Origin of the sequence: Luteibacter sp. UNC138MFCol5.1 (assembly GCF_900110505.1) — a bacterium.
Lineage (GTDB): Bacteria > Pseudomonadota > Gammaproteobacteria > Xanthomonadales > Rhodanobacteraceae > Luteibacter.
The window spans coordinates 311,975-335,081 of record NZ_FODZ01000003.1; the positions used below are offsets into that span (position 1 = coordinate 311,975).

22 protein-coding genes are annotated in these 23,107 nt (G+C 67.1%); all 22 read right to left on the reverse strand.

The genetic code is table 11. The features are described from left to right. Positions 1-530: 530 nt before the first annotated feature. Positions 531-1,991 carry an NADH-quinone oxidoreductase subunit NuoN gene (nuoN, locus tag BMY69_RS09800; RefSeq protein ID WP_090177620.1) on the reverse strand — a complete coding sequence of 487 codons (1,461 nt, stop codon included), beginning with the start codon at positions 1,989-1,991 and terminating at the stop codon, positions 531-533. 12 nt (positions 1,992-2,003) lie between these two features. Then, entirely contained in the window at positions 2,004-3,515 is a 1,512-nt protein-coding gene (locus BMY69_RS09805) for an NADH-quinone oxidoreductase subunit M (RefSeq protein ID WP_090054165.1), read from the reverse strand. 14 nt (positions 3,516-3,529) lie between these two features. After that, on the reverse strand, positions 3,530-5,584 hold the full coding sequence (gene nuoL / locus BMY69_RS09810; RefSeq protein ID WP_090177624.1) for an NADH-quinone oxidoreductase subunit L: 2,055 nt from the start codon (positions 5,582-5,584) through the stop codon (positions 3,530-3,532). Positions 5,585-5,588: 4 nt separating this feature from the next. After that, on the reverse strand, positions 5,589-5,894 hold the full coding sequence (gene nuoK, locus BMY69_RS09815; protein ID WP_036112219.1) for an NADH-quinone oxidoreductase subunit NuoK: 306 nt from the start codon (positions 5,892-5,894) through the stop codon (positions 5,589-5,591). Beyond that, the gene (locus tag BMY69_RS09820; RefSeq protein WP_090177625.1) at positions 5,891-6,544 is read right to left on the reverse strand and encodes an NADH-quinone oxidoreductase subunit J; all 654 of its coding nucleotides are present in this window, start codon (positions 6,542-6,544) and stop codon (positions 5,891-5,893) included. The genes nuoK and BMY69_RS09820 overlap by 4 nt, the downstream gene beginning before the upstream one ends. A gap of 19 nt (positions 6,545-6,563) precedes the next feature. Continuing rightward, entirely contained in the window at positions 6,564-7,055 is a 492-nt protein-coding gene (gene nuoI / locus BMY69_RS09825; RefSeq protein ID WP_090054171.1) for an NADH-quinone oxidoreductase subunit NuoI, read from the reverse strand. Between the two features lie 6 nt (positions 7,056-7,061). After that, positions 7,062-8,084, reverse strand: coding sequence for an NADH-quinone oxidoreductase subunit NuoH (gene nuoH / locus BMY69_RS09830; protein WP_090054173.1), 1,023 nt, complete (start codon positions 8,082-8,084; stop codon positions 7,062-7,064). A gap of 3 nt (positions 8,085-8,087) precedes the next feature. Further along, positions 8,088-10,403 carry an NADH-quinone oxidoreductase subunit NuoG gene (nuoG, locus tag BMY69_RS09835; RefSeq protein WP_090177629.1) on the reverse strand — a complete coding sequence of 772 codons (2,316 nt, stop codon included), beginning with the start codon at positions 10,401-10,403 and terminating at the stop codon, positions 8,088-8,090. Further along, positions 10,400-11,743 (reverse strand): NADH-quinone oxidoreductase subunit NuoF, encoded by a 1,344-nt coding sequence (gene nuoF, locus BMY69_RS09840; protein ID WP_090177632.1) that lies wholly within the window; start codon positions 11,741-11,743, stop codon positions 10,400-10,402. The genes nuoG and nuoF overlap by 4 nt, the downstream gene beginning before the upstream one ends. 10 nt (positions 11,744-11,753) lie before the next feature. Then, a complete protein-coding gene (gene nuoE, locus BMY69_RS09845; protein WP_090054179.1) occupies positions 11,754-12,281 on the reverse strand; it encodes an NADH-quinone oxidoreductase subunit NuoE in 528 nt (175 codons plus the stop codon). A gap of 21 nt (positions 12,282-12,302) precedes the next feature. Beyond that, entirely contained in the window at positions 12,303-13,532 is a 1,230-nt protein-coding gene (locus BMY69_RS09850; protein WP_254779249.1) for an NADH-quinone oxidoreductase subunit D, read from the reverse strand. A gap of 27 nt (positions 13,533-13,559) precedes the next feature. Further along, complete coding sequence (locus tag BMY69_RS09855) at positions 13,560-14,288, reverse strand: NADH-quinone oxidoreductase subunit C (RefSeq protein ID WP_090054183.1); 729 nt, start codon at positions 14,286-14,288, stop codon at positions 13,560-13,562. A 13-nt stretch (positions 14,289-14,301) separates the two neighbouring features. Continuing rightward, on the reverse strand, positions 14,302-14,856 hold the full coding sequence (locus BMY69_RS09860; RefSeq protein WP_090054185.1) for a NuoB/complex I 20 kDa subunit family protein: 555 nt from the start codon (positions 14,854-14,856) through the stop codon (positions 14,302-14,304). Then, the gene (locus tag BMY69_RS09865; protein ID WP_090054187.1) at positions 14,847-15,203 is read right to left on the reverse strand and encodes an NADH-quinone oxidoreductase subunit A; all 357 of its coding nucleotides are present in this window, start codon (positions 15,201-15,203) and stop codon (positions 14,847-14,849) included. The genes BMY69_RS09860 and BMY69_RS09865 overlap by 10 nt, the downstream gene beginning before the upstream one ends. A 282-nt stretch (positions 15,204-15,485) precedes the next feature. Then, positions 15,486-15,845: a PilZ domain-containing protein gene (locus tag BMY69_RS09870; RefSeq protein ID WP_090054189.1), complete on the reverse strand. Its 360-nt coding sequence runs from the start codon at positions 15,843-15,845 to the stop codon at positions 15,486-15,488. Positions 15,846-15,879: 34 nt separating this feature from the next. Further along, the gene (locus BMY69_RS09875; RefSeq protein ID WP_143070453.1) at positions 15,880-16,842 is read right to left on the reverse strand and encodes a PIG-L deacetylase family protein; all 963 of its coding nucleotides are present in this window, start codon (positions 16,840-16,842) and stop codon (positions 15,880-15,882) included. A gap of 59 nt (positions 16,843-16,901) precedes the next feature. After that, entirely contained in the window at positions 16,902-17,837 is a 936-nt protein-coding gene (holB, locus tag BMY69_RS09880; RefSeq protein ID WP_090177636.1) for a DNA polymerase III subunit delta', read from the reverse strand. Continuing rightward, positions 17,834-18,484, reverse strand: a complete 651-nt coding sequence (gene tmk, locus BMY69_RS09885) for a dTMP kinase (RefSeq protein WP_090054194.1) — start codon at positions 18,482-18,484, stop codon at positions 17,834-17,836. The genes holB and tmk overlap by 4 nt, the downstream gene beginning before the upstream one ends. Beyond that, complete coding sequence (gene mltG, locus BMY69_RS09890) at positions 18,475-19,503, reverse strand: endolytic transglycosylase MltG (RefSeq protein WP_090177638.1); 1,029 nt, start codon at positions 19,501-19,503, stop codon at positions 18,475-18,477. The genes tmk and mltG overlap by 10 nt, the downstream gene beginning before the upstream one ends. Further along, on the reverse strand, positions 19,500-20,336 hold the full coding sequence (pabC, locus tag BMY69_RS09895) for an aminodeoxychorismate lyase (protein WP_090177640.1): 837 nt from the start codon (positions 20,334-20,336) through the stop codon (positions 19,500-19,502). Before pabC ends, mltG begins: the two co-directional genes overlap by 4 nt. Continuing rightward, the gene (locus BMY69_RS09900) at positions 20,333-21,661 is read right to left on the reverse strand and encodes an aminodeoxychorismate synthase component I (RefSeq protein WP_090178423.1); all 1,329 of its coding nucleotides are present in this window, start codon (positions 21,659-21,661) and stop codon (positions 20,333-20,335) included. The genes pabC and BMY69_RS09900 overlap by 4 nt, the downstream gene beginning before the upstream one ends. A 25-nt stretch (positions 21,662-21,686) precedes the next feature. Beyond that, a complete protein-coding gene (gene fabF / locus BMY69_RS09905; protein WP_090177643.1) occupies positions 21,687-22,976 on the reverse strand; it encodes a beta-ketoacyl-ACP synthase II in 1,290 nt (429 codons plus the stop codon). Positions 22,977-23,107 lie beyond the last annotated feature (131 nt).

The following is a 23,107-nucleotide window of genomic DNA, read 5'->3' on the forward strand; positions in this document are numbered from 1 at the left end:
CGCGAAAACCGTGCACCGAGGCCGTGGATACCGGCGTACGCCGGTATGACGGTGAGGGATGCCGTGACGTTCCGCTTGTGCCGCCATGACGTAGCGGGTGCCGCAACTATCCGGCTCGTCACCCCGGCGCACGCCGGCGTCCACGGCGAGACGATCGGTTGTCGCGGTGACGTTTCCGGCGTGTGGCCCACCGCGAAAACCGTGCACCGAGGCCGTGGATACTGGCGTGCGCCGGTATGACGGTGAGGGGTGCCGCGACGTTCCGCTTGTGCCGGCATGACGTAGCGGGTGCCGCAACTCTCCGGCTCGTCACCCCGGCGCACGCCGGGGTCCACGGCGAGACGATCGGTTGTCGCGGTGACGTTTCCGGCGTGTGGCATGTCGCGAAAACCGCGAACCGAGGCCGTGGATACCGGCGTGCGCCGGTACGACGGTGTGGGTGCTGGGACTCTCGCGCTTGCGGTTTCGGCGAGGATGAAACGAAAAGGGGGCGCCTCGCGGCGCCCCCTTTTTCGACATTGGCGGATCGATCAGCCGCCGAACGCGCGCTGGCACCAGGCCAGGAGCGGTGCCCACGTGAAGCCGAGGATCAGCAGCGCGAGGGCGTTGATCGACAGCACCCAGCGGGCCGGAGCATCGGCGGTGGCGCGGACGTCGGTGCCTTCGGCCGGCGCGTCGAAGTACATGACCTTGACCACGCGCAGGTAGTAGTAGAGACCGATGATGGCCGCGACGGCGCCGACGATGGCGAGCCACAACATGCCCGCGTCGACGGCGGCCTTGAGGACCAGCAGCTTGCCGAAGAAGCCGAACAGCGGCGGCACGCCGGCGAGCGAGAACATCACCAGCAGCATCATGAAGGCGAACCACGGCGAACGCTGGTTCAGGCCACGCAGATCGTCGATCTCCTCGCACTCGAAGCCCGAGCGCGAGAGCACGAGGATCATGCCGAACGCGGCGGCGCTGGTCAGCGCGTAGCTCACGGCGTAGAACATCGCGGCCGAATAGCCCTCCGGACCGGCGTTCACCAGGCCGAGCAGGAGGTAACCCATGTGCGAGATGGTCGAATAAGCCAGCAGGCGCTTCAGGTTGGTCTGCACGATGGCGACGAGGTTACCGATCGCGAGCGACAGGACCGCGAGCACGGCCAGCATCAGCTGCCACTGCGGCGCGAGACCCGACGTGCCGCCGGCGATGTCGCCCATGCCGGTCGACAGCAGGCGGTAGGCCATGCCGAACGCGGCCAGCTTCTGCGCCGAACCGATGAACACGGTGACGGCGGTCGGCGAGCCCTGGTAGACGTCCGGGATCCACATGTGGAACGGGGCCGCGCCGAGCTTGAAGCCGATGCCGACGATCATGAAGACCAGGCCGAACAGCAGCAGCGTCTTCCACTCGGCGCCAACGATCGCGGCGTGGATCGCGTGCAGATCGAGGCTGTGGGTGGCGCCATACACCATCGACATGCCGTACAGCAGCATGCCCGAGGCGAGCGCGCCCAGAACGAAGTACTTGATCGCCGCTTCGGACGACAGGCGCGAATCGCGGTTGAGCGCGACCAGGGCGTACGACGACAGCGTCAGGAGTTCGAGGCCCAGGTAGACGGTGACCAGGCTACCGGCGGACACCAGGAACATGATGCCGACGGTGGCGAAGATCGTCAGCGTGTAGAACTCGCCGAACGGGATCGCCCGCTCCTTCAGGTACGGACGCGCGTAGACGAAGATCACCGCGGTGATCAGCAGCGAGAACAGCTTCAGCACCTCCGCGACACCGTCGCGGACGAACATGCCGCTGAACGCGGTGACCGGCGTCGTCGGCGACCCGCTGACGACCAGATACGCGCCGACCAGCAGCACGAGGATGGAGAGCCAGTGAACCGTGCCCTTCTGGCCCGGCTTGAGGTACGCATCCAGCAGGAGCAGCACGCAGGCCGCGACCACGAGGTAGACCTCGGGGAGCAGGATCAGGATGTCGTTGATACTCGGCATGATTATTCCCGATCAGACTTTGGTGATGGCCAGCTGCTCGACGATACGAGCGACCGAGGCGTCCATCAGGTGGACCAGCGGTTCGGGCCAGATGCCGAAGAGCAGCACGCCCGCGGCGAACGCGCTCAGCATGAAGATCTCGCGACCGTTGACGTCCTTCAGTTCCGCCACATGCTTGTTGGTGATGTCGCCCCAGAGGACGCGCTTCACCATCCACAGCGTGTACGCGGCGCCGATGATCAGCGTGAAAGCGGCGAACAGCGCGATCCACGGATTGGCACTGAAGGCGGCCAGGATGACCATGAACTCGCCGACGAAGCCGCTCGTACCCGGCAGACCGCTGTTGGCCATGGCGAACAGGACGTAGAACGGGGCGAAGACCGGCATCACGTTGATGACGCCGCCGTAGTCCTTGATCTGGCGCGAATGCAGGCGGTCGTAGAGCACGCCGATGCAGCTGAACATCGCGCCGGAGATGAAGCCGTGCGAGATCATCTGGACCATCGCACCCTGCATGCCGAGACGCGCGGCATCCGGATCGTTGGTCTCACGGACCAGCAGGAAGCCCATGAAGATGCCCAGGGTGACGAAACCCATGTGCGCGATGGACGAGTACGCCACCAGCTTCTTCATGTCCTGCTGCACGAGCGCGATGTAGCCGATGTAGCAGACGGCGATCAGGCTGAGCACGATGATCAGCCACGCGAACTCGTGCGAGGCGTCCGGCGTGATCGGCAGGCTGAAGCGCAGGAAGCCGTAGCCACCGATCTTCAGCATCACGGCCGCCAGCACCACCGAACCGCCGGTCGGCGCTTCGACGTGGGCGTCGGGCAGCCAGGTGTGCACCGGCACCATCGGCACCTTGATCGCGAAGCCCAGCAGGAAGGCGAAGAACAGCCAGGTCTGCTCGGTCATCGTCAGGTGGACGTTGGCCATGTCCGACATGGCGAAGCTGCCGCCGGTCTTATGATACAGGTAGATCAGGCCGATCAGCATGAAGATCGAGCCGAAGAACGTGTAGATGAAGAACTTCAGCGTCGCGTAGACGCGGCGCGGGCCGCCCCAGATACCGATGAGGATGAACATCGGGATCAGCATCGCTTCGAAGAACACGTAGAACAGCATCGCGTCCGTCGCGCAGAACACGCCGACCATCGCGCCTTCGAGAACCAGCATCGCGGCCATGTACTGGTGCGGCTTGTTCTGGATGACTTCCCACGCGCCGACGATGACCAGGATCTGGACGAAGGTGGTGAGGACGATCAGGGCGACGGAGATGCCGTCGACGGCGAGCGAGTAATTGATGCCCAGCGACGGGATCCAGCTCATCGATTCCGAGAGCTGGAGCGTGCCGGTGGCGGCATCGTAGGCAGGCAGGAGGGCCAGGCTGGCGGCGAACGTGGCGACCGCGACCAGGAGCGAGATCCAGCGGGCGAGGCCTGGGCGACCGGCGCCGGCCAGCAGCACCGGGATGGCGCCGACGACCGGAAGCCAGATCAGCAGGCTGAGCAAGTGATTCGACATAGAGCTCGTTTCCCTTATTGCCCGATCAGCCAGTACCCGCCGAGAAGCAGGATGAGGCCGAGGATCATGGCGAAGGCGTAGTGGAAGAGGAATCCGGATTGCAGGCGGCGGGTGCCGCTCGCGATGCGCTGCACCAGGCCGGCCGAGCCGTTCACGATGGCACCGTCGATGATGGCGGCGTCGCCCACCTTCGAGAGGCCTTCGCCGAGCTTCACGCCACCCTTCGCGAACACCGCGAAGTAGAGTTCATCGATCCAGTACTTGTGGTTCAGCACCTCGTACACCGGCTTCAGCGCGCTCTTCGCCTTGTCGGCGACGGTCGGGTTGAAAAGGTACACGTAGGTCGCCACCGCGAAGCCGGCGAACGCCAGCCAGAACGGCGCGGCCGTGAAACCGTGGAGGCCCATGCCGAAGGCGCCGTGGAACTCGTGCGCGAGTTCGCCCAGGACGTTGTTCGCCTCGTCGACGTGGATCGCCTTGCCGAACCAGTCGCCGAAGAGCATCGGGCCGACGGTGAAGAAGCCGATGAGGATCGACGGGATGGCCAGCAGCACCAGCGGCACCGTGACGACCCAGGGCGATTCGTGCGGCGCGTGCTCGAGGACGCCCGGCGTGTAATGGCCATGGTCGTCGTGCGCGTCGTCGTGATGGTCCGCATGGGCGTCGTGGCCGTGGCCGTGCGCCTTGTGCTCCACCGTGAAGCGCTCCTTGCCATGGAAGGTCATGTAGAGCAGGCGGAAGCTGTACAGCGAAGTGACGAACACACCCGCCAGCACGCAGAAGTATGCGTAGTTCGCGCCCCAGCGGTGCGACTCGCCGACGGCCTCGATGATGGCGTCCTTCGAGTAGAAGCCCGAGAAGAACGGCGTGCCGGCGAGGGCCAGCGAGCCGATCCACATCGTGATCCACGTGACCGGCATGTACTTGCGCAGGCCGCCCATGTAGCGCATGTCCTGCTCGTGGTGCATGCCGATGATGACCGAACCCGCGCCGAGGAACAGCAGCGCCTTGAAGAAGGCGTGGGTCATCAGGTGGAACACGGCCCCGCTATAGGCGGACACGCCCAGCGCGACGGTCATGTAGCCCAGCTGCGAAAGCGTGGAGTACGCGATCACGCGCTTGATGTCGTTCTGCACGATGCCGATGAGGCCTGTGAACAGGGCGGTCGTGGAACCGATAACGAGGATGAACGAGAGCGCGCCCTCGGTCAGCTCGAAGATCGGCGACATGCGCGCGACCATGAAGATGCCCGCGGTCACCATCGTGGCGGCATGGATCAGCGCCGAGATGGGGGTCGGGCCTTCCATGGAGTCCGGCAGCCACACGTGCAGTGGGACCTGGGCGGATTTGCCCATGGCGCCGATGAACAGCAGGATGCCGATCACGGTGGCGGCATCCCACGCGTGGTTCTGCGTGATCTGCAGCGTCTTGCCGACCAGCGTCGGCGCCGCGTCGAACGCGGTCTGGTAGTCGAGCGTCTTCAGGAAGAAGAGGATCGCGGCGATGCCGAGCAGGAAGCCGAAGTCGCCGACGCGGTTGACCAGGAACGCCTTGAGGTTCGCGAAGATCGCCGTCGGGCGCTTGTACCAGAAGCCGATCAGCAGGTACGACACCAGGCCCACCGCTTCCCAGCCGAAGAACAGCTGCATGAAGTTGTTGCTCATGACGAGCATCAGCATCGAGAAGGTGAACAGGGAGATGTAGCTGAAGAAACGCTGGTAGCCCGGGTCGTCCGACATGTAGCCGATGGTGTACAGGTGCACCAGCAGCGACACGAAGGTGACCACCACCATCATCATGGCGGTGAGGCGATCGACCATGAAGCCGACCGACGCGTGGAAGTTGCCGATCTCGAACCAGGTGTAGACGTCCTGGTTGAAGTTCTGCGCGCCGCCCCAGACGAGCTGGTAGAGCACGTGGAACGACAGGCCGCAGGCGATGGCGACACCGAGGATGGTCGCGGTGTGCGCCCCTGCCCGGCCGATCAGCTTGCCGAAGAGGCCGGCCAGGATCGAGCCCACCAGCGGTGCGAGCGCGATCGTCAGCAGGATTGAAAGCGAGAGACTCATCGGATCAACCCTTCATGCTGTCGATTTCGGCGACGTTGATCGTGCTGCGATTGCGGAACAGCAGGACCAGGATCGCCAGGCCGATGGCGGATTCCGCCGCGGCCACGGTGAGGATGAAGAACACGAAGACCTGGCCGCCGACGTCGCCGAAGAAGCGCGAGAAGGCCACGAAGTTGGTGTTCACCGCCAGGAGCATCAGCTCGATCGCCATCAGCAGCACGATCACGTTCTTGCGGTTGATGAAGAGTCCGGCGACCGCGATACAGAAGAGGATCGCGCCGAGGACGATGTAATGGGAAAGCGTGATCACGGGGCATTCTCCTGCGGGGGCGCGACGACCGGGGCCGGCGAGACCGAGGCCGGCTGTTCGACCGGGACCTTCACGACGCGGACGCGGTCGGTGGCCTGGACCACGACCTGCTGCGACGCCGACTGATGACGGACGCCAAGGCGCTGGCGTAGCGTCAGGGCAACGGCGGCGACGATGCCCACGGTGAGGATCAGCGCGGCGATCTCGAACGGCAGCAGGAACTCGGTGTACAGCGCCTTGCCGAGCCAGGCCACGTTGGACTCGCCCGCCGGATTGGGGCCCAGCGTGTGGGCATGCATCGACTTAACACCGATCATCGCCAGCATCTCGACCAGCATGACCACGGCCACGACGATGCCGACCGGCAGGTAGCGGATGAAGCCCTCGCGGACGACCTCCTGCTTGATGTCGAGCATCATGACCACGAACAGGAACAGCACCATCACGGCGCCCACGTAGACGACCACGAGGGCGATGGCGAGGAACTCGGCTTCGGCCAGCAGCCAGACGCAGGCCATGCTGAAGAAGGTCAGCACCAGCGAGAGCACGGCGTGGACCGAGTTCTTCACGGCAATGACCATCAGGGCGCCGATGACGGCCACCCCACCGAAAAGGTAGAAACAGATGAGTTGGAGCAGATCGGTATTCATCGCGTAGGTCTCCGTGCGCTCAGCGGTAAGCCGCGTCTTGCGCGCGGGCGGCGGCGATGTCCTGCTCGAAGCGGTCACCGATGGCCAGCAGCTGGGCCTTGGTCACCACGTTCTCGCCACGGTGCTCGAAGTGGTACTCGTGCACGTGCGTCTCGACGATCGAGTCGACCGGGCAGCTCTCTTCGCAGAAACCGCAGAAGATGCACTTGAACAGGTCGATGTCGTAACGCGTCGTGCGGCGCTGGCCGTCTTCCGGGCGCGGCGCCGAGTCGATGGTGATCGCCAGCGCGGGGCACACGGCCTCGCACAGCTTGCACGCGATGCAGCGTTCTTCACCGTTGGCGTAACGGCGAAGGGCATGCAGGCCACGGAAGCGGTTCGACTTCGGGATGTGCTCGAAGGGATAACGCATCGTGTACTTGGGGCTGAACATGTAGCGCATGGTCAGGCCCATGCCCTTGAACAGCTCGAGCAGCAGCAGGCTCTTGAAATAATGGGTTACGCGGGACATGGCTCTTTAGGCTCCCGTGCCGATGTGGACCCAGCCGAAATACTTCATGCAGCCGGCGACGAGGACCCAGACGATGGTGATGGGGATGAAGACCTTCCAGCCGAGACGCATGATCTGGTCGTAGCGGTAGCGCGGGAAGCTCGCGCGGAACCACAGGAACAGGAAGGCGAAGACGAAGACCTTGGCGAAGAGCCACAGGAAGCTGGCGTGGCCGAGGACGCCCCACGACTCGGGGAACGGCGAGAGCCAGCCGCCGACGAACAGGATCGAGGCGAGGAAGCTCACGAGGATCATGTTGGCGTATTCGGCCAGGAAGAACAGCGCGAACGGCGAGCCGGAGTACTCCACGTGGAAACCGGCGACGATTTCCGATTCGCCTTCCGCGACGTCGAACGGCGCGCGGTTGGTTTCGGCCACGCCGGACACGAAGTAGATGACGAAGACCGGCAGCAGCGGGATCCAGTACCAGCTGAGCGCCCCGCCCGCCTGGGCGTCGACGATGGCCGTCAGGTTCAGGCTGCCCGTCAGCACCAGCACGCAGACGATGGACATGCCCATCGCCAGCTCGTACGAGATCACCTGCGCCGCGGCGCGCATGGCGCCGAGCATGGCGTAACGCGAGTTGGACGCCCAGCCGGCCAGGATGATGCCGTAGACGCCCATCGAGGTCATGGCCAGCAGGTAGAGCACGCCGGCGTTGACGTTGGCGAGCACCACGCCCGGGCTGAAGGGCACCACGGCCCACGCGCACAGTGCCGGCACCAGGGCCAGCATCGGCGCCAGGTAGTACAGGAACTTGTTCGCGTTGGTCGGGAGGACCACTTCCTTCAGCAGCAGCTTGACGACGTCCGCGAAGGCCTGCAGCAGGCCGGCGGGGCCGACCTTGTTGGGCCCCATGCGCACGTGCATCCAGCCCAGCACCTTGCGTTCCCACCAGACGTAGAGTGCGACGCCGATGACCAGCGGCAGCACGATCGCCAGGATGAAGAGCACCGGCAGCAAGAGGTGGTCGAAGAGTTGATCGGCCATGGTTTACGCCTTGCTCAGGGTGATGGCCGCGCCGTACGGGGGCAGCATCGCGGTTTCGGAATGCGCGGCCTCGATCCACGCGGCGCCGTTGGGCACCGCGGCATCGATCGCCACCGGCAGGACGGCGTCGCCGATGCGGGCGTTGCCACCGGCGGCGAGGCCGAGCGTGGCAGCGTCGTCCGCGTTGATGCGGATGGCGGCCGGACGGTTCAGCGGATGCGCGTTGAGCGCGCCGGCACGACGCAGCACCGCGTCGCCGCGGTAGATCGGCGTGGTGGCCAGGCGCGAGAACGTCACGCCGGACGCACGCGTCGCCAGCTGCGCGCGAGCCTCGGAAGCGCGCTCCGTGAGGCCCTCGCGCAGGCCCGCGAGGTCGTCGAACTCGAAGCCCGGCAGACCCAGCGAACCGCCCAGCGCACGCAGCACCTTCCAGCCCGCGCGTGCCTCGCCCGGCGCCTTCGCGCCGGCCACGACGGCCTGCGCGTTGCCTTCGACGTTGACCAGCGTGCCGTCGATTTCCGGGGTGAGGCCGATCGGCAGGATGACGTCCGCGGAGTCCTTCAGCGCGTCGCTCGCATAGGCGGCAAACGCGACGACGGTCTGCGCGGAGTGCATCGCCTGCTGCGCGAGCGCGCCGTCGGCGAAGTCGTGCGGCGGCTCCACGTTGTAGAGGATGTAGCCCTTGCGCGGCTGCGCCAGCATGGCGCGCGCGTCGAGACCGCCCGCCGTCGGCAGCACGCCGACCGAGGCGAGACCGAGCGCGTTGGCCCCGACCGGGATCTCGTTGAACGCCGCGCCGGCGGCCTGCGCGATGAAGCGGGCGATGGCGCGCAGCCACGACGCTTCCGGATGCGTGACCGCGGCCTGGCCGAGGATCACGACCGCGCCGTCGGTCGACAGCGCCTTGAAGGCGTCGCGATGCGCGTCGGTGGTCTCGACGCCCGCGAGCGCGGCGGCGATCGACTCCGGCACGGTCGCGCCGTTCTCGCCGGCGGCCTTCGCCAGGACGAGGAGTTCGTTCACCAGCGCGTGCGGCGCGGCGACGGACTCACCGGCCAGCGGGTAGTTGAAGTTGAAGTGCGCCGGGTTGACGGCGTACACCTTCGCGCCCTTCTTCACCGCCTGACGGATGCGGTGGTTGAGGAGCGGGACCTCGTGGCGCAGGTCGGAGCCCACGAGCAGCGCGGACGTCACGGTGTCGAACGACGCGATGGTCGAGGCGAACGGCTTCGCGAACGCGTTGTCGGCGAAGTCGAGCTGACGCAGGCGATGGTCGACGTGCGCGCTGCCGAGGCCGCGCGCGAGACGGACGATGAGCTCGCCCTCCTCGTTCGAGGTGGCGCCGTGCACGAGCACGCCCAGGTCCGAACCGGCGACGCTCTTGAGCGCCTCGCGGGCGACGGACAGCGCGTCGTCCCACGTGGTGGTCGACCACTGGCCGTTGCGCTTGACCATCGGCGCCTTGACGCGATCCGCCGCGTACAGGCCCTGGTGGCTGTAGCGGTCACGGTCCGAGAGCCAGCACTCGTTGATCGTCTCGTTGTCGCGCGGCACGTTGCGCAGCACTTCACCGCGACGCGTGTGCATCCACAGGTTGGAGCCGAGCGCGTCGTGATAACCGACGGAAGGGCGCGCGATCAGTTCCCAGGCGCGCGCCTGGAACTGGAACGGCTTGTTGGTCAGCGCGCCGACCGGGCAGACGTCGATGATGTTGCCCGACAGTTCGCTCTCGATCGTCTTGCCGATGTAGGTACCGATCTCCAGGCCCTCGCCACGGCTCATGCCACCGAGTTCGTACGTGCCGGCGATTTCGCTCGTGAAGCGGACGCAGCGCGTGCACTGGATGCAGCGCGTCATCTCGGTCGCGATCAGCGGCCCGATGTTCTCGTCGGCGACGGTGCGCTTGCGCTCGTTGTAGCGCGACACCGAACGGCCGTAACCGAGGGAGACGTCCTGCAGTTCGCACTCGCCGCCCTGGTCGCAGATCGGGCAGTCGAGCGGATGATTGATGAGCAGGAACTCCATCACGTTGCGCTGCGACTTGAGCGCCTTGTCCGAACGCGTGAAGACCTTCATGCCCTCGCCCACCGGCGTGGCGCAGGCCGGCGCGGGCTTCGGCATCTTCTCGATCTCCACCAGGCACATGCGGCAGTTGGCGGCGATCGGGAGCTTGCGGTGGTAGCAGAAGCGCGGGATGGGGATGCCGACGGCGTCCGCCGCCTGGATGATCATCGACCCCTTGGCTACCTGCACCGGAACGCCGTCGATCTCGATGTTGACGAGGTCCGGCGCGGCATTGGCTACGGGCTGCGCACTCATGCAGCGACTCCAGTGGTGACCGTGTCAGCCGGGCCGTCCACGATGGAACGGCCGTGCTTCACGTAGTATTCGAATTCGTGCCAGAAGTGGTACAGGAAGCCCTGCACCGGCCACGCGGCGGCTTCGCCGAACGCGCAGATGGTGTGGCCTTCGATCTGGCCGGCCACCGCCTTCAGGCGATGCAGGTCGTCTTCCGTGCCCTTGCCTTCCACGATGCGCGAGAGCACGCGGTACATCCAGCCGGTGCCTTCGCGGCACGGGGTGCACTGGCCGCACGACTCCGCCTTGTAGAAGCGCGAGATGCGATGGCAGGCACGGACCATGCAGGTCGTCTCGTCCATCACGATCACGGCGCCGGAACCGAGGCCCGAACCCGCCTTCTGCAGCGAGTCGTAGTCCATGGTGCATTCCATGATCTTCTCGGCCGGCAGCACCTTCATCGAGGAGCCGCCCGGAATGACCGCCTTGAGCTTGTTGCCGCCGCGGACGCCGCCGGCCAGCTGCAGCAGGTCGGCGAACGACGTGCCCAGCCTGATCTCGAAGTTGCCCGGGTTGTTGACGTGGCCGGAGACCGAGAAGATCTTCGGGCCGCCGTTGTTCGGCTTGCCGATGTTGAGGAACCACTCCGCGCCGTTGCGCAGGATGGCCGGCACCGAGGCGTACGTCTCGGTGTTGTTGATCGTGGTCGGACGGCCGTACAGGCCGAAGCCGGCCGGGAACGGCGGCTTGAAGCGCGGCTGGCCCTTCTTGCCTTCCAGCGATTCCATCAACGCGGTTTCTTCGCCGCAGATGTACGCGCCGGCGCCGAGGGCGTTGTAGATGTCGACGTCGATGCCCGAACCGGCGATGTCCTTGCCGAGCAGGCCCGCGGCGTAGGCTTCCTTCAGCGCCTCTTCGATGTGCTCGAACGGCTCGTGATGGAACTCGCCACGCAGGTAGTTGTAGGCGACGGTCGAGCCCGTGCAGTAGCACGCGATCGCCAGGCCTTCGATGACCGCGTGCGGATTGAACCGCAGGATGTCACGGTCCTTGCAGGTGCCCGGCTCGGATTCGTCCGAGTTGCACAGGATGTACTTCTGCCCCGGCGCGTTGCGCGGCATGAACGACCATTTCAGGCCCGTGGGGAAGCCTGCGCCGCCGCGACCGCGCAGCGAGCTCTTCTTGATCTCTTCGATCAGCGCGGCCGGATCCGGCTTCTCGGCCAGGATCTTGCGCCACGCCTTGTAACCGTCGACCTTCTCGTAGTTCTCGAGGGCCCAGGGCTTTTCGAAATGCAGGGTCGTGTAGACGACCTGGTGTTCCTGCGGAGCGGGTCCGACGGGACCGGTAGTGCTAGCCATTGCCCTTACCTCACTTCAGACCGTCGAGGATCGCGTCGACCGATTCGGTCGTCAGCTTCTCGTGGTAGTGACCGTTGACGACCATCATCGGGGCGCCGGCGCATGCCGCCAGGCACTCCTCTTCCTGCTTGAGGTAGATACGGCCGTCGGCCGTGCTCTCGCCGGTGCGGATGCCGAGCTTCTTCTCGCAATGGCGGACGAGGCCTTCGGCGCCGTTGAGCCAGCAGGAGATGTTGGTGCAGATGGCGACGTTGTTGCGGCCCACAGGCGTGGTCTCGAACATCGAGTAGAAGCTCGCGACTTCGTACGCCCAGATCGGCGGCAGGTCGAGGTACTTCGCGACCGCCGTGATCAGTTCATCGGTGAGGTAACCCTGGTTCTGTTCCTGCGCGCCCATGAGCGACTGGATCAGCGCCGAGCGCTTGCGATCCGGCGGGAACTTGGACACCCAGTGGTCGATGTGGCTGCGGGTGTGATCGTTGAGCGCGACGAGAGGATCGACGTCCTTCACCTGCTCGAAATGACCGGTGGCTTTCATGATTCAGTTCACTCCGTCGACTTAGCGGTCGACTTCGCCGAAGACGAGATCGTAGGTGCCGATCATCGCGACGACGTCGGCGAGCATGTGGCCCCGTACGATCGCGTCCATCGAGGACAGGTGCGCGAAGCCGGGCGCGCGCAGGTGCACGCGGAAGGGCTTGTTCGCACCGTCGGACACGAGGTAGCAGCCGAATTCACCCTTCGGCGCCTCGACGGCGGAATACGTCTCGCCGGCCGGCACGCCATAGCCCTCGGTGAAGAGCTTGAAGTGGTGGATGAGCGCTTCCATGTCGTTTTTCATTTCTTCACGACTGGGCGGCGCGACCTTGTAGTTCTGCACCATGACCGGGCCCGGATTGGCCTTCAGCCACTCGACGCACTGGCGGATGATGCGGTTGGACTGGCGCATTTCCTCGACGCGCACGAGGTAGCGGTCGTAGCAGTCGCCGTTGACGCCGACAGGGATGTCGAAGTCCATCTTGTCGTAGGCGGCGTAGGGCTGCTTCTTGCGCAGATCCCATGCGATGCCCGAACCGCGAAGCATCGCGCCGGTCATGCCCCAGGCCTGCGCCTTCTCGGGATCGATGACGCCGATGCCGACCGTGCGCTGCTTCCAGATGCGGTTGTTGGTGAGCAGCGCCTCGTATTCGTCGACGCGCTTCGGGAAGTCGTTCGTGAACTCGGTGAGGTAATCGAGCATCGACCCCTCGCGCCACGCGTTCAGGCGCTTCAGGTCACCGCCCTTGTGCCACGGCGACTCGCGATACTGCGGCATCTGCTCCGGCAGGTCGCGGTAGACGCCGCCCGGCCGGTAGTACGTGGCGTGCATGCGCGCGCCCGACACGGCCTCGTAGACGTCCATCAGTTCTTCGCGTTCGCGGAACGCGTAGAGGAACACGGCCATCGCGCCGAGATCGAGCGCGTTCGAGCCCACCCACATGAGGTGGTTCAGGATGCGGGTGATCTCGTCGAACATCGTGCGGATGTACTGCGCGCGGACGGGCGCCTCGATCCCCAGGAGGTTCTCGATGGCGCGCACGTAGGCGTGCTCGTTGCACATCATCGACACGTAGTCGAGGCGGTCCATGTAACCGATCGACTGGTTGAACGGCTTCGACTCGGCAAGCTTCTCGGTGCCACGGTGCAGCAGGCCGATGTGCGGATCGGCACGGACGATCGTCTCGCCGTCCATTTCCAGCACGAGGCGCAGCACGCCGTGCGCAGCGGGATGCTGCGGACCGAAGTTCATCGTGTAATTGCGGATTTCTTCCACGGCTTAATTCTCCCGCCAGTGATCGGCGGATTCCGCCCTGGCCTGATCGAGGTCGGCGTCGTTGCGGATCGTGCGCGGCACCAGCACGCGCGGCTCGATCGAGACCGGTTCATAGACGACGCGCTTCTGCTCGGGGTCGTAGCGGACCTCGACGTTGCCGATCAGCGGGAAGTCCTTGCGGAACGGATGACCCACGAAACCGTAGTCGGTGAGGATGCGGCGAAGATCCGGATGGCCATCGAAGATGATGCCGTACAGATCGAACGTCTCGCGCTCGAACCAGTCGGCGCCCGGCCAGATCGGCGTGATCGACGGCACGACCGGGAACGCGTCGTCCTCGCAGAACGCGCGCAGGCGGATGCGCTGGTTGAGTTCGACGGACAGCAGGTGGATCACGGCGGCGTAGCGACGCGGCTGCTCGACGCCGCGCGGACGCTCGGCCCACGTGAAGCGGCCGACGGCCTGGCCTTCGACGCCGCGGGAGAAGCTCTCGCCCTGCGCGGTATCGGTGTCCCACTCGGTCTGGCCGTAGCTGAGGTAGTCGACGCCACAGACGTCGATGACGGTCGTGAAGCGGAAGCCCGCCTCGTCGCGCAGCGCCGTGGCGACGGCGATCAGGTCACGCGGGGCCACCTCGGCGGTGACTTCGTTGCGCTCGACCTTCACCGTCAGCATGTCGCCGAAGCGCGCGCCGAGGCGTTCGACCAGCGAGGTCTCGTTAGTAACGCTCATGTGCGAAGCCCTGTTAACGCGCGATCGTGTGGGTGCGGCGGATCTTTTTCTGCAGCTGCAGGATGCCGTGGATCAGCGCTTCGGCGGTCGGCGGGCAGCCCGGCACGTAGATGTCGACCGGAACGATGCGATCACAGCCGCGCACGACCGAATAGGAGTAGTGGTAGTAGCCGCCGCCATTGGCGCACGAACCCATCGAGATGACCCACTTCGGCTCGGGCATCTGGTCGTAGACCTTGCGCAGCGCGGGGGCCATCTTGTTGACCAGCGTGCCGGCGACGATCATCACGTCGGACTGGCGCGGGCTGGGACGGAACACGACGCCGAAGCGATCGAGATCGAGGCGCGCCGCGCCGGCGTGCATCATTTCGACCGCGCAGCAGGCGAGACCGAAGGTCATCGGCCACATCGAGCCGGTACGCGCCCAGTTCATGAGGGCGTCGACGCTGGTGACGCCGAAGCCGCGCTGCGGGACCGGCGCGTCGCCGTTGGGACGAATGATGTCGTCGACGAGGTTCAGCGGTTCCGGGTTGTGCATCACCCGGTCGATGGTGGTCATCACTCCCATTCGAGTGCTCCCTTCTTCCAGACGTAGGCGAAACCGACCACGAGCAGGGCCAGGAACAGGGCCATCTCGATCAGCGCGATCGCGCCGATCTTGTCGAACACCACCGCCCAGGGAAACAGGAAGGCAATTTCGAGGTCGAAAATGATGAAGAGGATCGCGATCAGGTAGTAGCGCACGTCGAACTTCATGCGCGCGTCCTCGAAGGCCTCGAAGCCGCACTCGTAGGGCGAGAGCTTCTCGGCGTCGGGGCGGCGCGGCCCGGCGAGCATGCCGAGCACCATGAGGACGATACCTAGGCCTGCGGCCACGGCGATGAACAACAGGACGGGCCAATATTGGGCAAGCACGATGCTGCGTACCTCCGCGCCTCACTGGGCGCATCAGTGACCGTCGGCGGGGACGAGCGGTCCGGCTAGTGTCGCCGGAGCTTTTATCGAATCGATCCAAATGGTCCGATCCGTGCCGGCGCAGGTTGCGCGCCAACGACTCCGGATATCCACAATCTCACGTTGGGGAACCGATCTATTGTACCAGTGCGTGCAGGTATCCCGACAAGCCTTAACGGCGGAAAAACTGCATCGGGATGGTGCAATCGCAGGGTTTTCGCCCCATCGGACGGACCGCCGCCGTCACATGGTCTGGGTCGGACGCTCCGAGGCGAGCGTTCCCGCGAGCAGCCCCTCGATGCGCTGCCGCGCGGCTTCGCTCTCGGGGGACTCGTTGAATTGCACGCCGACGCCGGCGGTGCGATTGCCCTGGGCACCCACCGGCGTGATCCAGACCACCCTGCCGGCCACGGAGAGGCGCTCGTTCTCGTCGATCAGGGTGACCAGCAGCGCGACCTCGTCGCCCAGGCTGTAACGCTGGGCCGTGGGGGCGAACAGGCCGCCGGTCTTCAGGTAGGGCATGTACGAGATGTACAGGGAATTCACGTCCTTGATCTTCAGCGAGAGGATGCCCTGTCGCGGCGAGGAGGCTGTGGCATTCATGGACGATGGATTCCCTGGAGTCGAGGCATGCTAACTAGGCGGCGGGCCGGGCGACAAGCCCGACCGGCTCGGGATCCGCCCCCACCCAGCCGTAGCGGTCGTAGATCCACGGGGTCGACAGGTCGGCCGTGAGTTTCACGAAGGCCGGGCCCGCCGCATGGCGCAGCGACAGCACCCAGTCCTCGCCGGAGCGTTCCAGCGGCGCGCGGCGCCATGGCCACACCGCCACGCCCTGCCCGTCCGCCAGCACGATCCGGACCCGGGCCCGGGCGAGCGGGCCGGGGCGCCACGGCAGCCGGACGGTACCGCCGGTCAGGGCGGGCGGCGGACGATCGAAGCGCTCGGGCCGCGACGCGACGCGGAGCATCCGCTTGCGGCTGAGCGCCATCTGCGTGTGATGCTCCAGCACGGCGGCCGTCTTGGTCGCCTGCCGCTGGGCGTCGGCATCCGGGACGATCAGGTCCTCCGGAGCCGATCGCTCGGTACCGTGGACCATGTAGGTCAGCACGTCAGCGTTGCTGCCGGCGGCCGCCAGGGCCAGCCGCGCCAGCACGTGCGCCGAACCGTGGTCGGGGTGGCTGTCGCCGAGATCGGGGATGACGACGAGATTGGGACGGGTCCGCTCGACGACGCGGCGCACGGCGCTCAACGCCTGGCCATGCCGCTCGCGAAGCTCCGAAGTCACCTGCATGTCGTGCCACCCCAGCGCGTGGAGGTGATCGGGGCCGACACCGAGACGAGCGAGTGCCGCGGCGACCTCGCGCCGACGACGGGCGCCCCAGCGCGCGCGGTCCGCCGCGCCCACGACGATCCGCCGTTCGAGCCAGCGCTGGGGCCACGGATTGTCGTCGCCGTCGGTCAGGAGGAGCACGTCCACCCGTCCGCCGGACGCGAGCGTGCGCTGGATCAGCAGACCGGCCGCCAGCGACTCGTCGTCCGGATGGGGCGCGACGACGAGGAGACGGGTGCTGCCGTCGATGGTCGGGTGGCGGGACACGGAGGGATCCTTGGGCGACACGTCGAGCCGATTAGGACCGAATACGCGATAAGGGCGCGTCAACGCCAGGCCGCGATCAGCTCGAGCAGCACCAGATCGGCGCGGAGCGGGCCGCGCAGCGCGTCGCGCGCGCGGTTGGCCTTGCCGTACCAGGTGTCGAGCGATTCGTCGTCGAGCTGACTGTCGAGCGGCGGCGGCGTGCCCGCGGCGCGGGCCCGAAGCTCATCGGTGGCCGCCTGCGCGGCGAACCACAGGTAGCGCGCCGGATCGGCGGCCTGCCAGCGTTTCACCACTTCCATGGCGTCGCCACGGCCGGCGGCGAGCGCCTTCAGGTCGTTCCGCACCTCGCCGCGCTGCTTCAGCGCGCCGTCCGTCGCCCACGCCCGCGCCATGCCGGGATTGCCGCCGGCGGCTTCCAGCGCCGCCGGCGCATCGGCGACGCCCTCCCCAAGCAGCCACGCCAGCGAGGCATCCCGCGACGGGACGAGGAAATCGATGCGCTGGCAACGGCTGCGGATCGTCGCCGGCAGGCGCGCGGGCTCATCGGCCACGAGCACGAGCAGCGTCGACGGCGTCGGCTCTTCGAGTGTCTTCAGCAAGGCGTTTGCGGCGGCCGCGTTCATGGCGTCGGCCGGATCGATCGTCACGACCTGCCAGCCGCCGAACTGACTGGCCATCGACAGGCGTTGAGAAAGATCTCGTATCTGGTCGACCACGATCTCGCTGCGCGTGACGCCGTCCTTGCGCAGCCCGAACGACAACGTGACGACGTCCGGATGCGTGCCGGCCGCGATCAACTGGCAACTGCGGCAGGTACCGCACGCCACGCCGTCGACGGGCCGCTGGCACAGCAGCCCCTTGACGAACGCGGCGAGAAAGTCGCGCTTGCCAAGCCCGGCGGGCCCTGCGAGCAGGAGCGCATGCGGCAGCGCATCGCGCTCGCGCCGCGACTGCAGCCGCGCCCAGGCGTCGGCATGCCACGGGCGCGGGCTCACGGCGCCACCCGCGCGAAGAGGCCGGCGAGGCCGGCCACGGCCTGGTCGAGAACGGCTTCGGCGGGCGCGCTGGCGTCGAGCACGCGGAACCGCGCGGGCTCCGCCGCGGCGCGCGCGCGATAGGTGTCGCGCACGCGCTCGAAAAACGCGTCGCTCTCGACTTCGATGCGATCGACCTCGCCGCGACCCGCGGCTCGCGCACGGCCGGTGGCCACCGGCAGGTCGAGCAGGAGCGTCACGTCGGGCACGAGGCCTTCGGCCGCCCAACGCTCGAGATCCGCGATGCGCTCGACCGGCTGGCGACGCCCGCCGCCCTGGTAGGCGTAGCTGGCATCCGTGAAGCGGTCGCACAGCACCCAGCGGCCCGCCGCGAGCGCGGGCTCAATCACCTGCCGCACGAGCTGCGCCCGGGAGGCGAACATGAGAAGCAACTCGGCCTCGGCCGTCAGTTCGTTGTTCGCCGCGTCGAGCACGAGGGCGCGCACGGATTCACCGACGGCCGTGCCGCCCGGCTCGCGCGTCACGACCAGGTCGACGCCCTGCGCGCGCAGATGGGCTTCGAGCCCGCGCAGCAGCGTGCTCTTGCCGGCGCCTTCGCCTCCTTCGAGGGTGATCAAACGGCCGCGCTGGAGAGTGGTCACTGGCATCGCTTCAACTGGTAGCAGGCCACGGCCCGGTTATGGTCGGAGAGGGACGACGAGAAGACATGGCTGCCATCGCCACGCGCCACGAAGTACAGCTCGTCACCCGCCGCCGGATGCAGCGCCGCCTGGATCGCCGCGCGCCCCGGGAGGGCGATCGGCGTCGGCGGCAGGCCGGCGCGCGTGTACGTATTGTAGGGAGTGTCGGTGGTCAGGTCGCTCTTGTGGATGTTCCCGGAATACCCGGCGCCCATGCCGTAGATCACCGTGGGATCGGTCTGCAGGAGGATGTGCTGCCGCAGCCGGCGCACGAACACGCCGGCGATGCGCGGGCGCTCGTCCGCCCTGCCCGTCTCCTTCTCGACGATGGACGCGAGGATCAGCGCCTCGTAAGGCGTCGCGAGCGGCACGTCCTTGTCGCGGTCGTTCCACGCGGCATCCAGCGTCTTCGTCATCGCGGCGTACGAGCGCTTGAGGATGCTCGATTCCGCATCGCCCTTCACATAGGCATACGTTTCGGGGAGGAAGCGCCCTTCGGGATGTTCGCCAGGCGCGCCCAGCGACGTCATGAGCGCGGCGTCGTCCACGTCCGCCGTGTCGTGCCTGAGCGTTTCGACCGCGGCGAGCGCACGGCGCAGGTCGGCGAACGTCCAGCCATCGACGATGGTGAAATTGCGCTGCATGACCTTGCCGCTGGCCATGTCCGCGATCAGGTCGCGCGGCGTCATGCCGGGCCGCAACGCGTATTCGCCCGCGTGCAGGCGACCCGACGCGTGCATCTGCGTCGCGAGCACGCGCCAGTAGAGCGGCGAGGCCTGCGTGGCCTTGCGGTTGCGCAGGTCGCGCACGATGTCCTTGAAGGAGGCGCCACGCGCGACATCGATGCTCTGCCCCGCCACCGGAACGTTCAGCGGCGAACGGGCGAACCGCGCCCAGTCGAACCAGAGCCACGCTCCCGCGACGATCGCGGCGAGCACCACCACCAGCAGAATGACACGCCAGAGGGCGATGCCGCGCACTTTCATCGATCGGAGTCCTTGCGTCCTGTGGGCGACGGCAGGCCGATGTCCCGCCAGTGCGCCTGCAGCGCACGCGCGGCGGGACCGGCCTGCCATGTCCGGCCCTCGCAGGCCCGGACGGGGAGGATGCCGCGAACGGCCGACGTGAGGAAGACCTCGTCGGCCTCCAGGAGTCGGGCGAGGTTCATCCGGACCACCCGGACGTCGCGCACCGCGAGCACCTCGGCACGCGCGACGCCCGCCACGCCGGCGCGGTCCACGACGGGCGTCACGAGCGCGCCATCGAACACGGCGAAGAGGTTCGCGGCGGTCGCGCTGACGATGTCCCCGTCGATGTCCCGGAGCAGGCCTTCGCCGATCTCGGGATCGCTCCATTCGGCCCGCGCCAGCACCTGCTCGAGGCGATTGATGTGCTTCAGTCCGGCCAGCAACGGTTGCGCGGCGAGGCGCGTGTCGCAAACGCGCACCGCGATGCCGTCCAAAGCGGCCCGCGCGTCGAGCGCGAGCGGCGAGACCGCGACGACCACGGTGGGCCGCGGCGACGGAGGCGGAGCGTAGCCACGCTCGCCGCTGCCGCGGGTCACCGTCACGCGGGCGACCGCATCGGTGAGTCCCGCCACGAGCCGCCCGACCTCGGCACGCAGCCTCGTCGTATCGGGCGGCGGAAAGCGCAGCCGTTCACAGCCCGCGAGAAGGCGTGCGGCGTGACGCTCCCACAACGGCATGCGCCCATCGACGATGCGCAGCGTCTCGAAAAGCCCGTCGCCATAGAGCAGTCCGCGATCGGTCGCCGGCACCGAGCCGGCGTCGACGAAATCGACGGACAACCGCGGCGTCATGCCCCCTGCCCGAACACGCGCAACAGGCCGCGCGCCTTCGCACGCGTTTCGTCGAGTTCGCGCTCGGCGACGGAGTCGGTGACGATGCCCGCTCCCGCGCGCAGCGAGACGGTCGTGCCGTCCACCGCGAAGGTGCGGATGAGGATGTTGAGGTCCATGTCGCCATCGTCGTCGAGATAACCGAGCGCGCCGGTGTACGCACCCCGCGGCTCCTGCTCGATGGCGCCGATGATTTCCATGCAGCGCACTTTCGGGCACCCCGTGATGGTGCCGCCCGGGAACGTCGCGGCGATGACCTGGCCGGGCGTGACGTCGGCACGCGCGCGGCCACGGACGTTCGACACGATGTGGTGCACGTGCGCGTAGCTTTCGACGACCATGAGTTCGTCGACCTTCACGCTGCCCGGTACGCAGACGCGCCCGAGGTCGTTGCGCTCCAGGTCGATCAGCATCACGTGCTCCGCGCGCTCCTTCGGATGCGTCGTGAGTTCGCGGATGCGCGCCGCGTCGTTGTCGCCGGCCACGCGTGGACGCGTGCCCGCGATGGGCCGCGTCTGCAACACGCCGTCGCGCGATTCGACCAGGCGTTCGGGCGACGAGCTGACGACCGCCCAGCCAGGCCGCTGGATCATCCCCGCGAACGGTGCCGGGTTCGCGGCACGTAGCGCCCGCATGAGGCTCGCGGGTGCCGGCGGCGTGGCGAAGCGCGCGGTCCAGCGGCGCGACAGGTTGACTTGGAAGACATCGCCCGCGCGCAGGTGCTCGTGCACGCGCCGCACGCCATCGAGGAAACGCCCGGGGGCGTCTTCGTCGACCGCGTCGGGCAGCGCGAGCGGCATGTCTGGCATCACGACGTCGAGATCCGCCGCGAGCACATCGAGCCATGCTTCCGCCCCCTCCTCCACCACGAGGATCGTGCGCTGCTCGACGTGATCCACGATGGCGGCCGCCGGTGCGCGCATCGCGAAGGCGATCGGTGCGGAACCGGTCGACACGGGAAGGCGCAACGTCGGCTCGATCTGGCCGACGAGTTCATACGCGAGGTAGACGATCCAGCCGCCATGGAAAGGCAGGCCGTCGTCGACGCGCGGGCGACGGCGATCGCTCCATGCGGCATCGAGCGCGTCGAGGAAGCCTCCAGGGACGGCCACGCCACGCGCGTCGCGCGTCACGCCGTCACGCGACAGCGTGAGCGACGCGTCACCGGCGGCGAAGAGGATGTCGAAGCGGGACTGGGGCGTGCCCGTGACGGCGCTGGCGAGCAGCGCGGGATAGCGCTCCGGATACGACGCGGCCGGCGCGAGGAGATCGCGCCGGCCGGCCAGGGTTCGCGTGACGAAAGCCAACGCGTCAGACGCGACGGAAGACGAGCGTGCCGTTCGTGCCGCCGAAACCGAACGAGTTCGACATCACCACGTCGAGGTCGGCCTTCTCGGCCTTGCCCGGCACAAGGTCCATGCCCAGCGCGGCGACTTCCGGATCGACGTCGACCAGGTTCATGGTCGGCGGGATGATGCCGTCGCGGATCGCGAGGATCGAGAAGATCGCCTCGACGCCGCCGGCGGCACCCAGCAGGTGGCCGGTGACCGACTTGGTCGAGCTGACCGCGAACTCGCCCTTCTTCGTGGCGTGGTCACCGAACACGTTGCGGATGGCCTTCGCTTCGCCAAGGTCGCCGACCGGCGTCGACGTGCCGTGCGCGTTGACGTACTGCACGTCTTCCGGCTTCAGGCCGGCGTCGTGAAGCGCGTTGCGCATGGCCAGCTCCGCGCCGTCGCCGCTCGGCGCGGTGATGTGATACGCGTCGCCACTCATGCCGAAGCCGACGAGCTCCGCCAGGATGTTCGCCCCACGCGCCTTCGCGAATTCGTACTCCTCGAGCATCAGCATGCCCGCGCCGTTCGACAGCAGGAAGCCGTCGCGGCCCGTGTCCCACGGACGGCTGGCGTGCGTCGGGTCGTCGTTGCGCGTGGACATGGCCTTGGCCGAGCAGAAACCCGCCATCGCCGTCGGCGTGGTGGCGAATTCGGCACCGCCCGCGAGCATCGCGTCGGCGTCGCCGTACTGGATGAGGCGCATCGCCATGCCGATGTTGTGCGCGGCGGTGGTGCATGCGGACACGAGGGCGATGTTCGGACCCTTCATGCCGTGGTAGATGGAGAGATTGCCGGCGACCATGTTGATGATCGAGCTCGGCACGTAGAACGGCGACACCTTGCGCGGACCCTTCTCGGCCAGTTCGAGCGCGGTGCCTTCGATCGTGTGCAGGCCGCCGATACCGGCGCCCGCCGCGATGCCGATACGGCCCGCGTTCTCGTCGGTGACGACGAGGCCCGACTGACGGAAAGCATGCGTGCCGGCGACGATGCCGTAGTGGATGAACGGGTCCATCCGCTTGAAATCTTTCGCGATGGCGCGACGTTCGTCGTCCGGCGTGTCGGTGCCGGCGAAATACGCGTCGACGGGATCGAAATCCCTCACCTCGCCCGCGATGCGGGTGGTGTAGGCGCTGGCGTCGAAATCGGTGACAGGGCCGATGCCGCTGTTGCCTTCGACGACGTTCTTCCAGGCGGTGGCGAGATCGTTGCCGACCGGCGAGATGATTCCCATGCCGGTCACTACCACACGTCGCTTACTCATGCGTTCTCATCCTTCACTTGTTCCGCGCAACCATACGCGGGCGCAGGTTGCGTTAGACGCAAACGAAAACTGCGCCTATAGGCGCAGCTTCCGTGTCGCTCGGAGATCGACGGGAGGCGCGCCTCCGATCG

Bases quoted from the DNA above. Each gene is read 5' to 3' on its own strand.
- nuoN (WP_090177620.1), bottom strand. From the start codon at position 1,991: ATGCCGAGTATCAACGACATCCTGATCCTGCTCCCCGAGGTCTACCTC.
- BMY69_RS09805 (WP_090054165.1), bottom strand. From the start codon at position 3,515: ATGTCGAATCACTTGCTCAGCCTGCTGATCTGGCTTCCGGTCGTCGGC.
- nuoL (WP_090177624.1), bottom strand. From the start codon at position 5,584: ATGAGTCTCTCGCTTTCAATCCTGCTGACGATCGCGCTCGCACCGCTG.
- BMY69_RS09820 (WP_090177625.1), bottom strand. From the start codon at position 6,544: ATGAATACCGATCTGCTCCAACTCATCTGTTTCTACCTTTTCGGTGGG.
- nuoI (WP_090054171.1), bottom strand. From the start codon at position 7,055: ATGTCCCGCGTAACCCATTATTTCAAGAGCCTGCTGCTGCTCGAGCTG.
- nuoH (WP_090054173.1), bottom strand. From the start codon at position 8,084: ATGGCCGATCAACTCTTCGACCACCTCTTGCTGCCGGTGCTCTTCATC.
- nuoG (WP_090177629.1), bottom strand. From the start codon at position 10,403: ATGAGTGCGCAGCCCGTAGCCAATGCCGCGCCGGACCTCGTCAACATC.
- nuoF (WP_090177632.1), bottom strand. From the start codon at position 11,743: ATGGCTAGCACTACCGGTCCCGTCGGACCCGCTCCGCAGGAACACCAG.
- nuoE (WP_090054179.1), bottom strand. From the start codon at position 12,281: ATGAAAGCCACCGGTCATTTCGAGCAGGTGAAGGACGTCGATCCTCTC.
- BMY69_RS09850 (WP_254779249.1), bottom strand. From the start codon at position 13,532: ATGAACTTCGGTCCGCAGCATCCCGCTGCGCACGGCGTGCTGCGCCTC.
- BMY69_RS09855 (WP_090054183.1), bottom strand. From the start codon at position 14,288: ATGAGCGTTACTAACGAGACCTCGCTGGTCGAACGCCTCGGCGCGCGC.
- BMY69_RS09860 (WP_090054185.1), bottom strand. From the start codon at position 14,856: ATGGGAGTGATGACCACCATCGACCGGGTGATGCACAACCCGGAACCG.
- BMY69_RS09870 (WP_090054189.1), bottom strand. From the start codon at position 15,845: ATGAATGCCACAGCCTCCTCGCCGCGACAGGGCATCCTCTCGCTGAAG.
- tmk (WP_090054194.1), bottom strand. From the start codon at position 18,484: ATGCCAGTGACCACTCTCCAGCGCGGCCGTTTGATCACCCTCGAAGGA.
- mltG (WP_090177638.1), bottom strand. From the start codon at position 19,503: ATGAAAGTGCGCGGCATCGCCCTCTGGCGTGTCATTCTGCTGGTGGTG.
- pabC (WP_090177640.1), bottom strand. From the start codon at position 20,336: ATGACGCCGCGGTTGTCCGTCGATTTCGTCGACGCCGGCTCGGTGCCG.
- fabF (WP_090177643.1), bottom strand. From the start codon at position 22,976: ATGAGTAAGCGACGTGTGGTAGTGACCGGCATGGGAATCATCTCGCCG.